This window comes from Caloramator australicus RC3 (assembly GCF_000297115.1).
GTDB lineage: Bacteria > Bacillota > Clostridia > Clostridiales > Caloramatoraceae > Caloramator > Caloramator australicus.
The window spans coordinates 14,530-29,104 of the sequence record NZ_CAKP01000129.1; the positions used below are offsets into that span (position 1 = coordinate 14,530).

7 protein-coding genes are annotated in these 14,575 nt (G+C 32.7%); 6 read left to right on the forward strand and 1 reads right to left on the reverse strand.

Annotated elements, in window-relative coordinates; translation table 11 throughout:
* The first annotated feature begins 2 nt into the window (after nucleotides 1-2).
* The 3 genes from CAAU_RS12255 to CAAU_RS12265 all read left to right on the forward strand — a co-directional run bounded on the left by CAAU_RS12255 (nucleotide 3) and on the right by CAAU_RS12265 (nucleotide 7,871).
* Nucleotides 3-1,940 (forward strand): Ig-like domain-containing protein, encoded by a 1,938-nt coding sequence (locus CAAU_RS12255; RefSeq protein WP_008909754.1) that lies wholly within the window; start codon nucleotides 3-5, stop codon nucleotides 1,938-1,940.
* Nucleotides 1,941-2,065: 125 nt separating this feature from the next.
* On the forward strand, nucleotides 2,066-6,409 hold the full coding sequence (locus CAAU_RS12260; protein WP_008909755.1) for a CehA/McbA family metallohydrolase: 4,344 nt from the start codon (nucleotides 2,066-2,068) through the stop codon (nucleotides 6,407-6,409).
* A 145-nt stretch (nucleotides 6,410-6,554) separates the two neighbouring features.
* Entirely contained in the window at nucleotides 6,555-7,871 is a 1,317-nt protein-coding gene (locus CAAU_RS12265) for a D-glucuronyl C5-epimerase family protein (protein ID WP_008909756.1), read from the forward strand.
* Between the two features lie 20 nt (nucleotides 7,872-7,891).
* Here the strand turns inward: CAAU_RS12265 and CAAU_RS12270 are convergent, their stop codons facing one another.
* On the reverse strand, nucleotides 7,892-8,512 hold the full coding sequence (locus tag CAAU_RS12270; RefSeq protein ID WP_008909757.1) for an Ig-like domain-containing protein: 621 nt from the start codon (nucleotides 8,510-8,512) through the stop codon (nucleotides 7,892-7,894).
* A gap of 96 nt (nucleotides 8,513-8,608) precedes the next feature.
* Here CAAU_RS12270 and CAAU_RS12275 point away from each other — a divergent pair, with 96 nt between their 5' ends.
* The 3 genes from CAAU_RS12275 to CAAU_RS12285 all read left to right on the forward strand — a co-directional run bounded on the left by CAAU_RS12275 (nucleotide 8,609) and on the right by CAAU_RS12285 (nucleotide 14,325).
* Nucleotides 8,609-12,322, forward strand: a complete 3,714-nt coding sequence (locus tag CAAU_RS12275; RefSeq protein ID WP_008909758.1) for a DUF5050 domain-containing protein — start codon at nucleotides 8,609-8,611, stop codon at nucleotides 12,320-12,322.
* Between the two features lie 222 nt (nucleotides 12,323-12,544).
* Entirely contained in the window at nucleotides 12,545-12,985 is a 441-nt protein-coding gene (locus tag CAAU_RS12280; RefSeq protein ID WP_008909759.1) for a type II secretion system protein, read from the forward strand.
* A 152-nt stretch (nucleotides 12,986-13,137) separates the two neighbouring features.
* Nucleotides 13,138-14,325, forward strand: coding sequence for a CD0519/CD1768 family membrane protein (locus CAAU_RS12285; protein WP_008909760.1), 1,188 nt, complete (start codon nucleotides 13,138-13,140; stop codon nucleotides 14,323-14,325).
* The last annotated feature ends 250 nt before the right edge of the window (nucleotides 14,326-14,575 follow it).

Genomic DNA, 14,575 nt, shown 5'->3' on the forward strand with positions numbered 1-14,575 from the left:
GGATGAAAAGAAGGCTGTTCCCCATTTTTCTAATGGTTGCATTTTTAATTTCTAATTTATTTTTGAAAAGTGCAGCTGCAGCACAAACTAAGGTAAATATTACAGGGTTAAATCAGGAGTATGTCCAGGGATCTTCGCCTACGCTTTACTTAACAACTACGGGTGTTAAAGGTAATGTTAGATATAATGTTTTATTAGTGGATTTAGTTTCCGGGAAAAAGATCGATTTAACGAAAGGATATTCAAAACCTATAAAAAGCAATATAAAATATTCAGTTAAACTACCAAAATTAGACAATGGATATTATAGGGTATTTGCCTATGTAAAAGGTGAAAAGAGTAAGACCAAATATGATGGTTATGCTTATAAACAATTTATGGTTTTTGTTAAAGACATGAACATATCTAAGACTGGGAATTATGGTTCAAACAATGAAAAATATTTCCAAACTGTTAAGGGAAATATAAATATAACTGGAAATAATGTTATTTATAATAATGCAGTAGTTTTTAAAGATGTATTTGTAAAAGGAGATAACGTAACTTTAAATAATGTGAAAATCGAAGGTAAACTTGTATTAGATCCGGGAAAATATGGAAAGGCTTATTTAAATAACATTTCAGCAAAAGAAATTGAGGTTTTATCAGGGGCTAGTGAAAGTATATATTTAAACAACGTATTTGCTGATGAACTTAAAGTAGAAGCAGAAAATAAAGTTAGAATTGTGACAGATCAAAAAACAAATTTAAATAAAGTTTTTATTCAAAGTGCATTAATATTTGAAAATAAGGATGCCAATATAGGGAATGTTGAAGTTAATACAATAGATGATAATATTGTTGAATTTAGAGGTAATTTTGATACAGAAGTAAAGGTAACAAGTAGTGCTTATATAAAAACATCAGAAAACTCCTTAATTAAAGAAATTAAATTAGTTCCAGAAAATTCAAAATCAAATATTATACTTGAAGCAAATATTAAGAATTTAACTATATCTAAAGATTCAGCATTAGAAATAAAGAAAAATAGCAACATAGAAGATGCTATAAAGGTTGAGGCAAATGCAACTATAAAGGCGGATAAAGAAGCAAAAATCAATAAAATTGAAATTACTGGTGCAAACAAAAATGTGAAAATAGAGGCAAAAGTTGATACATTAGAGATAAAGGCTGAATCTAAAATTGAACTTGTAAATGTAGAAGTTAAAACATTAGTTGCATCGTCTAAGGGTGAAGTTTTGACAAATAAAGAAACAAAAATAGAAAAGATAGAAGGAAGTAAAAAGGATGAAGTCAAAGTAAGTGGAGAGGGACAATTAGCAAGTAAAGACAAAGACAGCAAGGAGGATAATCAATCAAGCGGCGGAACAACTGGTGGTTCAACTGGAGGAACAACAGGAGGTCCATCAGGTGGATCTACTGGAGGGACAACAGGGGGCACTCCTGTTATAATACCAGTTTCATCAATTGATTTTGATGAGATAGGAGTTGTTTTAAATAAAAATGATGAATTAAATCTTAACTGTATTGTTCATCCATTAACAGCTACAGATAAAAGGATAACATGGGACTCTGATAATATTGACGTTATAAGTGTTTCAAATGGTAAAGTTAATGCAAAGGCAGTCGGAGAGGCCACAATTACAGCAAAGACTTTGGATCAAAAGGTAAAAAAATCTCTAAAGATTAAGGTTGTAGATTCAGGCATATCTTTAATTGTAAAGAAGGAATCAGGAAAAATTTCTTTCTTAGTAAAAAGTGCTTATGATAACGATATTATTACCATGAAAGTTCTTCAGGATGGCAATATAAAATATATAGATCAGATTCAGACAGGTAAAAATTACAGTAAAGTATCTACAATGTTAGATAAGGGTAAATATATTGTTTATGTAAAGGGATTAAACTCTGATATTATTTCAATTGAATTTGAATATTAAAATTTTATATTATATCGACAAATAAAAGATAAAAGGGTGGCAAAAATTCCACCCTTTTTATTCCCTTTTAAATTGTAAAATTAATCTTTTTTCAATTTTTTGAAAATCATGAAAGGTGGGGGAAAATGAGTTTTAGAAAAACACATAAAAATATAATTTCGCTTTTTATGGTAATGCTTTTAGTATTATCAAATTTCAATCTTGCTTTCAAGAATAAAGTCTTTGCCCAAACAGGTCCAGAGCTTTTGATCACAGAGATTATGGTAAGGGCACAATCAGGGACAGACCCCTATGAATTCATTGAAGTTTACAACAACACAAATGTCCCAATCGATATTAAGGATTATAAGTTTAATTATCCTTCATCTGATATCGATGTTTCAAAGATAATACAACCTAAAGAGGTATTGGTAATTTGTTCAACTAGCACAACTACACTGGCTGATTTCAATGCGTTTTACGGAACAAATTTAACAGAAGATCAATTTGTAAACTTTAAGATAACAGCAGGAATAAGTAATACTCCACCAAAAACAATTGTTCTTGCAAAGGATACAGGTGAAGAAGTATGTAGGGCAACATATAATTCCGGAGATTTTGATATAAAACTCAGCACAACATATAAATATCCAGAAACAGGCATTGACATGATTTTACTTGGACAAAAACAACAACCGACACCAGGCTTTGTTTTCCCAAACCAAGTTCCATTGGATCAAAATTCAGATATACAGGCACCAACAATTACACACACGCCTATTACAGAGGCGGATAACACGAATGACCTAATAATAAGTGCGAATATTACAGATGATGTTCAAATATCAAATGCAAAGGTATACTACAGAAAAGTTGGAGACACTGCATATAAGAGTATAAGCATGCAAAAGAATAACGATTTATACACTGCTGTTATTCCAAAATCAGAGCTTTCAACGCAAGGTATTGAGTATTATATAGAGGCAAGTGATGGAATAAATACTGTAACTTATCCAAGCGATATAAATAATCCTTTAAAGGTAGTTATTAAAGAAGTTGATAATGTTCAGCCTAAGGTATCCATTATATCACCGCAAAGTGGTGAGTGGATTGAAAATAAAAGGCCACAAATAAGCGCAACAATTGAGGATAGCAGTGGATTAGATTTAACTACTTTAAAAATATATATAGATAACGTAGACGTTACTGATAAGACAAATTTAACCTATGAGGACGTTGAGCCTAAAAAATTTATTAAATTAGAATATAATCCAGCGGAAGATTTAGCTGAAGGAGAACATGTAGTAAGAATATTTATAAGGGATTTGTCTTCTTTAAAAAATGCTGCTGATTTTACTTGGAATTTTTATATTGGTCAAGAAACCTATAATTTATACTTCGGTCAAATTCATGCCCATACGAACTATTCAGACGGGTTAGGCACTCCAGAAGAGGCATATGATTATGCCAAAAATGTTGCAAAGGCAGACTTTTTTGCAATAACTGATCACTCTAATTCATTTGATAATGATACGCAAGCTACTATACTTGATGGTTCAGCAAGCAGTGAATGGAGACAGCTCCATCAAATAGCAGACCAGTATAATGAGGATGGGAAATTTGTAGCAATAGCTGCATATGAAATGACCTGGAGCGGTTCGACAGGTGGTTGGGGACATATTAACACCTTTAATACTCCAGGTTTTTTATCAAGAAACAGCAGAATAAACAACAAGGCAGTTGACCTTAAGATGTATTACGATGAACTTAAAAAGGTTCCTCAATCTATATCTCAATTTAATCATCCTGGCCCAACTTATGGTGATTTTGCAGATTTTGGATATTATGATCCGGATATAGATAAATTAATAACCTTGATTGAAGTCGGAAACGGGGAAGGAGCAGTAAGATCAAGCGGTTATTTCCCAAGCTATGAATTCTATACAAGAGCCCTTGATAAGGGGTGGCATCTTGCACCTACAAACAATCAGGATAACCATAAAGGAAATTGGATATTAGCTAATACAGCAAGAACAGTAGCTCTAGCAAAGAATTTAACAAGGGATGATATCTATGATGCCTTTAGAAATATGCGCGTTTATGCAACGGAAGACAATAATTTAAGGATAGTTTATAAGGTAAATAATAAATATATGGGGACAATTTTAAACAATCCCGATAAGCTAAATTTTAACATTAGCATTCAGGACCCTGATTTAAATGATAAAATTGGCAAGGTATCAATTATAGCGAACGGTGGAATAGTAGTTACATCAAAATATTTTGATTCAAACACTGCAGAGTGGAATTTTACTTTAAATCCAAAATACAGTTATTACTATGTTAGAGTAGATCAAGAGGATTTAGATATTGCTGTTACGGCACCGGTTTGGACTTCAGATGTTGTTCCTGTTGGCTTATCATCAGTTAAATCAAATTTAAAACTTGCTGAAACTAATAAACCTGTGACAATTGATGCGGTAGTTTACAATAATTCAACTACATCAATTTCAAATGTTAAAGTTGAATTTTATAGGGATGAGATAAAGGACGAAAATAAAATTGATGAAAGGATTATTACAAATTTAAATGCTGGCTCAACAGGATTAGCAAGCATTAATTGGACATCTAGCCAGGAAGGCAAATACACAATTTATGCAAAAGCCACGATAAATTATGGTGGAGTAGATAAAACATTCACATCTAGCACTGTAGTTGAGTTTATTGCACCAGAAAATGCTGTAAAGGTAGTAATTGATGCAGGACATTATAATCAATATGTAAGTGGAGATTACAAAGGAAAAGTTACGAAGTTTAAGTCTATGTTAGAGGATAGAAAGGTAATAGTTTACGAAGATTATGATGGACTAACTGATTCTGACTTAGAAGGAGTTAGGTTATTAGTATTGACAGATCCTCAAAGCAAGGATAACGCAAGTTATAATCTTTACAAGTCAAATTATACGGATGCAGAGATAGAGGTTATTAAAAGATTTGTTCAAAATGGAGGATCAGTAATTATTACATCAAGGGCAGACTATAATGACATAGGAGTTACTGACCCATCTTATCAAAATGCAAACCAGGGCAATAGAGTCCTTGAGGCAATAGGCTCTAACTTGAGATTTAATGATGATGAAGTAATAGACAATGTAAACAACAATGGTCAAAACTACAGGTTGTTATTTAATAGGTATGTATCAGATAAGTTTAATTTAACAAAGAATGTATCCCAAGATCAGCTTTATAGCTTCTTTAGTGGATGTTCAGTAATACCGAAGGATAACGCTGACCTTACAAATGTTGATTTTGTTGTAAAGGGCCATGACACGACAGAGATTTTGGATTCAGACAAACAAAACGATGCAAAACCAGTTCAAAAGGGAGAGGTTTATGTTCTTGCAGTAGAAAAACTAAACTCAGGTGCAAAGTTGATAGTTGCAGGTTCAACCTTCTTCTCTGATTTTGAAATGACAGGAGATAATCAATATGCTAATGTTCCAATAACTGAAAATATTTTGGATTGGATTCTTGCTGGTGAGAAAGTAATTACACCTATATTAGAAGTAAGAAAAGACATAAATAATGATAATATTCCAGACAATTTAGGCAAGATATTTACTGTAGAAGGCTATGTAACAGCAGAATCGGCTTCGATGGGCAATAGACACTCCTTCTTTGATGTTATATATGTTCAAGACGAAACGGGAGGAATAACTGTATTTGGAGTTTCAACAAGGCAAATACCTCTTGGGGTAAAGGTTAGAGTTACTGGAAAAGTTGATCAATATATGGGAGATACAGAACTTCAGATTTCAAATGAATTGAAGGATATAGAAATAATAGACCCAAATCCAATAAATGTTGAACCTAAGTTAATGTCAACTAAGGAGGCTATGCTCGAGGAAAACGAAGGATGGCTAGTGAAGGTAGAAGGAACGGTTACAAGAATAGTAGGACAAAATATATTCTTGGATGATGGTTCAGGAGAAGCAAGGGTATATGTAGAAGGATATATTGCAGGAGATGTAGGAAGCGAAGCAGGAAAATGGGATGAGAGGATTAAAATTGGAAGCAAGATAAGCGCTGTTGGATTAGCATCAGAGGATGCAGAGGGACACAGAATAAGGGTAAGAAATACGGCAGAGATAGTATTAATAGAAATGCCTGAAAATGAGAGCTTTGAAATAATATCGATAGAGAAACCAGAAAAGGTAATACAAGGCCAAGATATTAAAGTGACCATAAAAGCAATAAATAGAACTAAAAATACAAAAGATGCAACATTGATTGTAGCATTATATGATGATGATAACAGGTTTATAATTTACGGTGCAGCAAAGCAGAGTGTTGAATCAAATAAAGATGCTATATTAACAGTTATGATGAAAATTCCTGCAAATCAAAGAAATCTTAGAATAAGGTATTTTGTTTGGGACAGCATTGAAAATATGATGCCTTTATCTAATATGTATGAAATAGCCGAATAATTAGATATAATCAAAACAGGCCATTTGGCCTGTTTTGATATTTAGAGAGATCTTAGAATACTAAATTATAATTATAACAAGAAAACTTTATTTATTTAACGAAAATCCGATATAATATATATACCACTATTTAGGGGGCGTTTTTGTGAAAAGGGCTTTAGCTTTGATTTTGTTAATGATCCTGGCTTTTAATACAATTGCATATGCAGGAAGGGAATATATATTAAAATATGCTTATCCTGAAAATGTTAAAACTATTTCCATATATGATTTATTAGGGAACGGTTCTAAAATTTCTAAAAATAAGAAGGTTTTATACGCAAAAAAGGATACAGTAGCGCCCTATGTTGTAAGTTCTAATCCTAAGAATGGCCTTCAAAATGTTAAAGTTGGAAGTAGCATTACATTGAATTTTAATGAAGGTGTAAAACTAAATAATTTAAAGAGCATATCACTAATTGGCAATGGGAAAAGGGTAGGGTTTAGTATAAAGTTAAGCGGCAATAAGGCAACGATAAGGCCTAATACTTTGTTATCCTATGGGACAAACTATGTTTTGAGTCTTCCAAATGGTTCATTTAAAGACTTTGCAGGAAATTCAAGTAAAGCTTTTGTTTTAAGATTTAGAACGGAGGAAATAAAGCTTGCAGAAAACGATAAGAATAATGCCAGCAATTTTACGAGTTATTTTAGTTATATATTTGATGATGGAAAGAATATTGTAAAAAATTATTTATATAAAACCAATGGCGAATATCTTTTTTTTGCAGATATAAAGAATATAAGTAGAGTAAGTGGGATAAAGTTTGATGAGAATAATATCCCTATGGTAAATTATAGTGGATATAAATATAATCCTCTTTTAATAGCAGAGTGGGGGCTTCAAAACTATAGCTATTATAAAAGAAGCCAAAATGGTGAATATCTAAAAAGGGCAAAGGATGCAGCAGACTTTTTGGTTTATAACATAAATGATAGTGGTCTTTGGATAAACGATTTTGACTACAAGGAATCAAATATATCAATGAAAAGAGGCTGGTCATCCTCATTAACTCAAGGGTTAGGTATATCTCTTCTAGTTAGAATGTATAATGAAACTTTAGATGAAAAATATTTGAATGCTGCAAAGCTTGCCCTAGCACCGTTAAGGGGAGAGTTAAAGGATAGCTTAAATGGTTTTCCGATGTTCGATATGTTTAGTGTAAGAACAAAATATACCTTTAGCAGCTTTATGTTTGTTTTGTTTGGACTGTATGATATTTCAGGATATGATGATTCTGCAAAGGAAATGTTTTATGAAGGAGTTGAAATATTAAGATACTTGATGCCAAAGTTCTATGGGACGACGGATAAGTTTTATAAATCAATTCATGATGCACAAATAAGAGCCCTCTGCTCAATTTTGAATGTTGATAGTATTGATGAATACCTAGATGACTTTGAAGTTATTGATATAGAATGAAAATAGGCATCGCAGGATGCCTATTTTGTTATGACAAAACTTTTGGATGTTGCACTTTTTCCAACGTTTAATGTTGCTTTTCCTAAAAGGTTGTTCTTTTCATCATAAAAATATACGATAACAGTTTCCTTTGGAATTATAAGGCTTGCAGTTTCGCCTATTTTATAGAACTTTGCATCAACATCGTATTTATATTTTACATTTCCATTATAGTTTTTTAATCCATTTATAGTTATTTTTTTATATGCGGTAAATCCTCCAACTGTTACATCGTATGTCCCTGTTATAATTAAATCAGATATTGTAAATTTTAAGCTATAGGGATTTTTCAAAGTTTTACCTAAAGATGATTTTAAGTTTTCAACGGTTAGATAATATGTTTCTCCATAAGTGTAGCCGCCATCTGGAGGATTAATAAGTAAAGACTTTTGATTGCTGCCTATTTTAACATCAACGTTGATTTTGCTGCCTTTAGAGTCTACTATTTTGATTGAATTTAAAAGATCGTTTTTAGGATCAAGCTTTTGGTTAAATTTAATATTAAAGGTTTTGTAAGGTGAGATATTTGTCATTACTTTGTTAAATGCAAGGACATTTGTTGATAACGAAAAAAACAGAAAAAAGAAAAGAACCTTTTTCATAAAACCACCTCAGTTTAATTTTAGCTTAAATTTTATTATAAATAAAGTGTAAATTTTTTTTAAAATTATCCGATAACTAACATAGGGGGTGTTGTCATGAGGCGATTTGTAGCTTTTATTTTAACAGTGATTATGATAATAGGGATGCTGCCTAAGATGGCCTTTGCTGCAAAAGCAGTTAATTTGCCTAAAAATAGCATAATAATAGCCGACAGAATATATACAAGTTCCTATGTGAGTAAATTTCCTCAAGAGGTAAATCAATTTCAAAGCCTTCAGGGAAATGAAAACAAGATATTTTCTATAGATGCACAAGGCAATATAACAGATAAAGATGGAAGGGCTGCAACTGAAGAACAAATAATGCTTATATGTGGAAGAAAACTAACCCTTTATTCAGATAGTCCAGATGATCAAGGTAAGGTCTATATTGCAGATGGAAGTGGGATATTTAGAGAGTATAAACCTGGAAGCACAAAATATGGATATATAACAATAAACACATCCTTTAGTGCAGCAGGTTCGGGATACAATCTTGTCAGCGTTGTAATCAAAGAGATAGTTGGTGTTCCAAACAGCTATTATTTTGTTGTATCAGATAGTTCAACAATAGATCCTTCAGTTAAAAGAGCTACTAATGAGTCCTTTACATTAATAACAAACAGGGATGATTTTTATATAAATTTATATTCTGCAAGCGGAGATCTTGTTGGACAAGGGGAGATAAAGGATGTTTCTTCTTCCGTTACAGGACTTCCTGTTTTAATTAATTTAAAAACTTATTCCTTAGGTAATATTCCAACAAGGGTTGCAGGGAATATAAGTAATCTTGGGCTTGCAGCAACTGATGGAGAATTTTTATATTATGTTAATTTAGCAGATGGAGGAAAGATTTATAAAAAGAATATATATGGAGTTGAGGAGTATCCAATAGTTGAAGATAATGCAAGGTATATAAATGTTGTAGACGATTGGATTTATTATAGTAATATATCCGATGGTGGTAAGATCTATAAGGTAAATGTTGATGGAACGGGAAGAAAGAAGATAAATGATGTTTTGTCTTCCTATGTAAATGTGGTGGGGGATTATATATATTATTCAAATAGCAAGGATAAAAACAGGATATATAAACTTAGCAAATTCAATACAAATGCAAGTTATTCTGGACAAAGGCTTACCTATGATTCAGCTGCATATATAGTAGTTGATGGGGATAGAAATAAGATTTATTATAGCAATACCTCAGATGCAAGAAGACTTTATTCCATCGATTTAAACGGAAACAATAGAACAAAGTTTTTAACGGTTTCCTCCCAAACAAGTCCAGGGGTAAGATATTTAAGCTTAACAAATGATGGAATAGTTTATGCAACAGGGCTTGATGGAAAACTTTATAAAACTATATCATATAACAGAATTTCGCCGGTTTACTTTACAACTGAAGTTCAGGTAAAATCTAAAGGTGGAACTATTACAAAAAGTGTTGAAGATAAATTGAGCGTAATAAATGCAGTAACCAATAATGACATATTCTATTCAAGCTATGTAGATGGAAGAAAGATATATAAGCTCGGTGTTTCAAGTGGAACAAAGATAATAGATGACTTAGCAACGGCGATAAACATAGCAGGGGATTATATATTTTATTTAAAATCTGGAAAACTTTATAGATATAAGTTAGGCTCTCCTGAAGGAACAAAGCCAGAGGCAATAGCAAAGATTAAGTATGCCGATAAGATTGTAAAAATTGATGATTTAGATCCCGTTGAAATTACTGACCTTAAGAATATAGAGCTGCCCGATAAGGTTACTGCTATTATGAGCGATGGAGATATAAGGGAACTTTTAGTTAATTGGGATATGTCAAAATATAGTGTAAAGGATGGAGTATATACCTTCAGTGGAAAGGTTGTAGGATACGGAACTAAAGTAAGTGGTAAAGCTGTTATGTATTCTGCACCAATTAATATGAATAATGTTGTTGTAACTAACAATGAAGGAAGTAAAGCAGATAGTATAGTTATAAAGGGACTTGCTTTAGGAGATGAAGTTTATGTATACGATGAAAATGATATGACAAAGCCTCTTGGAAAGGCAAAGGCTGACAAAACAGGACAGGCAGTTATATCAAAGATAGACCTAAATCAAGAAGGCGGAGTAATTAAAGTTGCAGTTAAAAGAGCAGGAAGGGCGTTAAGTAAATTTACGGATGTTGCATACAGCTCTGAGGCACCGGTTGTAGTTAAGGTTGAATATACGGAATATAACAATAAGAAGGTTTATAAGGTAACATATAAGGGAATAAATGATAAAATAGGTTATAGACTATACAATGCAGACAATTCCATTGTTAAGGATTATACTGCATCACCAATAACAGCAACACCAGAAGGAAGCGGTTTATTCTCCTTTGAAATAGAAAGAAGTGTATTTGAAGGCTATGCGACGGATAAATTGTTAAAACTTGCCTATTATGACGCAAATAAGGGCTACCTTGATCCATCAAAGCCATATATTATGATAGCCCAAGCAAAACCAAATGTATCATACGATTTTACATCTGGAAGATTTGTAGGATTTAGCAGTTTCATAGAATGTTCATTAAACGGAATAGATTGGATGTCAAGCGATGAGATGTTAAGCCAAGCAAGCATGCTTACTGGAAAAACCTATATCCTTGCAAGATACAAGGCTATGTCCAATAAAATGCCAGGACAAATTGCATATGTTGCCCTTGTTCCAATGCCACAGGTGGTTATAAAGGCAGGAGGAGAAATTATACTTGATAGTAAGGATTATACGACTTTCATAATCGATGATATAACCGGCACATTAACTGCAAGATATATAGGCAATGCCGATATTACTGTTGATATAAAAGATGTTCCAAGCGGTATAAATGCAAGCTATGTTTTAACAAAGGGTGCAACTCAGGTTTCAGCTGGAAGTGTTGATAATTCGGCTATTGAATCAACAATCCAAAAGAACTCAAACAATACAGGTGAATATAAATTAGTGGTAACCTTAAATCAAGGTGGAACTGAAATTGCAAAACAAACGATTAAGTTTAGACTATTTGGAGAAAATATAGCACCACCACAACCATATCTTGCAGGTATTCTAGGAAAGACTATAAATGGAGTAACAACAGGATATAAGGTTAAGGTAATGGTTCCATTTACCGATTCAACTGTTTCTGCTGTTGGAACTATAAGATTAAAGGATAGTATAAGTGGACAATATGGAAATTCCAAGCCATATAATTTTGTTTTAAACAATGGAGTTTGGGAAGGAGAAGAAGTAGCAAACGTTGAAGGTGAATATGAGGTAAGTATAAGATATGAAAATTATGCTATGAAACCTTCTACATTTACAGCATCAAAGGAAATTAGGTTTACCATAGATACTTCAAAGGTTTATAAGGTTTATCTATATGATGGATATTTGAGAAAAATAGGTTTAGATGTTATTGAAGGATTGGTTTATCCTTATGGAGATGCAACATACTCCTTTGTAGGATATACAGATTTGTATTCCTTTGGGGTAGAAGGTAGAAGCATAACAGGTTTTGAATGGCTTGACGATGAAAATGATACAACAATAAATGATCCAGATGCTCAGTATGGTTTCTATGTAAAGTATAGGTTTATAGACGACAATACTTGGTCAAGTATAAAGCAAGGTGAAAGAATAAATTATAGAAACAACAGAACAGTTGAAAAATATAGAATAAAAGTGACAGTAATTAACTTTAAGAACGGTTATAAAGAAGATTTTGAATATGAATTTGAGATAAGCAATCAGTAGTATGTAACGTATGTTTAGCACAGTGCATTTTAGGATGCACTGTGCTATTTTTTTTGATTAAATTTACAAAAATTTTTGAAGCCCATGTTTAAAACAAGTAAAAATTGGAAAAAATCAAGCTGAAAATAGATTGAAGGGAGTGAGGAGTAAAGTTAAAGTGATTTCATTTAAAAATATGCATTTTTTATATATTTAAACCTTATGCTTAAAAGGAGGTATTCTATGAAGAAAAAAGGTTTTACACTACTTGAAATGATTATTGTAATTTCTATCATCGCCCTTTTAGTAGGCATTACAACCCCACAGATTTCAAAGGCTATGAAAAAGTCAAAGGCTATGGCGGATGTGGTGACTGCAAATACAATAGCAGCGACGATACAGGAAGTTGTACTTGAAGGAGGAGAGATAAAGGATACAGGAGGAATTTGGGTTAAAATATCGCAAACAGGTGTATTTACTGATAACACTATTGATTTATCTAAGTATTTAGAAGGTTTTGATAAGCTAAAACCTAAAATGAATTCATCCTATGTATTCTGCTATAAATACAATGCTGCTGAAAATAAATTAGAAATAGGAGCAGGTAGAAAAGATGCTGATAATAACATAATTCAGACTGAGGCTTATAACCTATATCCAAGTCTTAATCCTGCATATAAGTAAAATTTTGTTAAGATTTTTATTTTGTCCCTCACTTTAATATGGGGGACAATTTTTTGTGTTTTCATATTAATGATACAAAAATAAATCTTTGCAAAAAAGTTAATATTTTAACTTTTTCTGTCTTATTGTTTAGATCTTTGTAATTTGCTAAAATGGGAAATATAAGGAAGGATGGGAGGGATATTGTGGATAAGAAAATTGTAAAGGCTGTTAACAAAGAATCTTTTATTTTTCTTGGAATCATTCTATTATTTTTTGGTTTTTTAGCAAAAACAATGGGCCTTGCCAATATGTTTAGTACTATGATGAAGACGGCTCATGATCTACTTTTAAACACCGTATTTTTCATAATGGCCATTGCAGTTTTGGCAGGCGCCTTTGGGGCACTTTTAACGGAATTTGGTGTTGTAGCCCTTATAAACAAAATTTTATCGCCCCTTATGAAACCCCTTTACGATATGCCTGGGGCTGCAAGCATTGGAGTTCTTACTACATATTTATCGGATAATCCTGCAATTATTACCCTTGCAAAGGATAAGGGTTTTAGAAGATACTTTAAAAAATACCAAGTTCCAGCCCTTACAAACCTTGGAACAGCCTTTGGAATGGGGCTTATAGTTACTACATTTATGATTGCCCAAGCACCGGAGGGACAAAGTTTTGTCTTAGCAGCAATTGTTGGAAACATCGGTGCTATAATTGGAAGTATAGTAAGCGTTAGAATTATGATGCACTTTTCAAAGAAAAAGTATGGAAAAGAGGAAATGGCCCTTGATGGAGATGCCGAATTTGATATCACAAAATTTAGAGAAATAAGAAACGGAAGCACATTCCAAAGGACCCTTGAGGCTATATTAGATGGAGGCAAATCTGGAGTCGATATGGGCCTTTCTATAATCCCTGGGGTTATTGTTATATGCACATTGGTTATGATGCTAATAAACGGACCTAAAAATGAAGTATATACAGGTGCAGCCTATGAGGGAGTGCCTGTTTTAACCTGGATTGGAGAAAAGTTAAGCTTTATTTTAAAGCCCCTTTTGGGATTTAAAAGTCCAGAATCCATAGCCTTTCCTATAACTGCCCTTGGAGCTGTTGGAGCTGCAATTGGTCTTGTTCCAAAGCTTTTACAACAGGGACTAATTGGAGCAAGGGAAATTGCCGTATTTACCGCAATGGGAATGTGCTGGAGTGGTTATCTTTCAACCCATGTTGCAATGATGGATGCCCTTGAGGCAAGGGACCTTACAAACAAAGCAATACTTTCCCACACAATAGGGGGTCTTGTAGCGGGAATTGCTGCAAATTTAATAATGAGTGCCTGCCTCTTGACATTTTGACTTTTTGACATTACATAATTTTACCAACAAATATTGTAATTAATAAAATCTGTTTGATAGCGGAATTTGATTAATTTTGTAAATGTGTATAAATATTTTTTAACCTAATTAACGACATGCATAGCTAACTTTTGTAAGTTGGCAGTGCATGTCGTTTGACTTATTAAAGTGTTGACAAAATGGTATCAAAATCAAGCTAATTTAAACACTGTTCTAAAGCGGGGATAGAACATTTTTTGAAGGTGGAGAA

Excerpts from the sequence above, each read along its gene's own strand:
- CAAU_RS12255 (WP_008909754.1), top strand. The coding sequence starts at position 3 with ATGAAAAGAAGGCTGTTCCCCATTTTTCTAATGGTTGCATTTTTAATT.
- CAAU_RS12260 (WP_008909755.1), top strand. The coding sequence starts at position 2,066 with ATGAGTTTTAGAAAAACACATAAAAATATAATTTCGCTTTTTATGGTA.
- CAAU_RS12270 (WP_008909757.1), bottom strand. The coding sequence starts at position 8,512 with ATGAAAAAGGTTCTTTTCTTTTTTCTGTTTTTTTCGTTATCAACAAAT.
- CAAU_RS12275 (WP_008909758.1), top strand. The coding sequence starts at position 8,609 with ATGAGGCGATTTGTAGCTTTTATTTTAACAGTGATTATGATAATAGGG.
- CAAU_RS12280 (WP_008909759.1), top strand. The coding sequence starts at position 12,545 with ATGAAGAAAAAAGGTTTTACACTACTTGAAATGATTATTGTAATTTCT.
- CAAU_RS12285 (WP_008909760.1), top strand. The coding sequence starts at position 13,138 with ATGGGAAATATAAGGAAGGATGGGAGGGATATTGTGGATAAGAAAATT.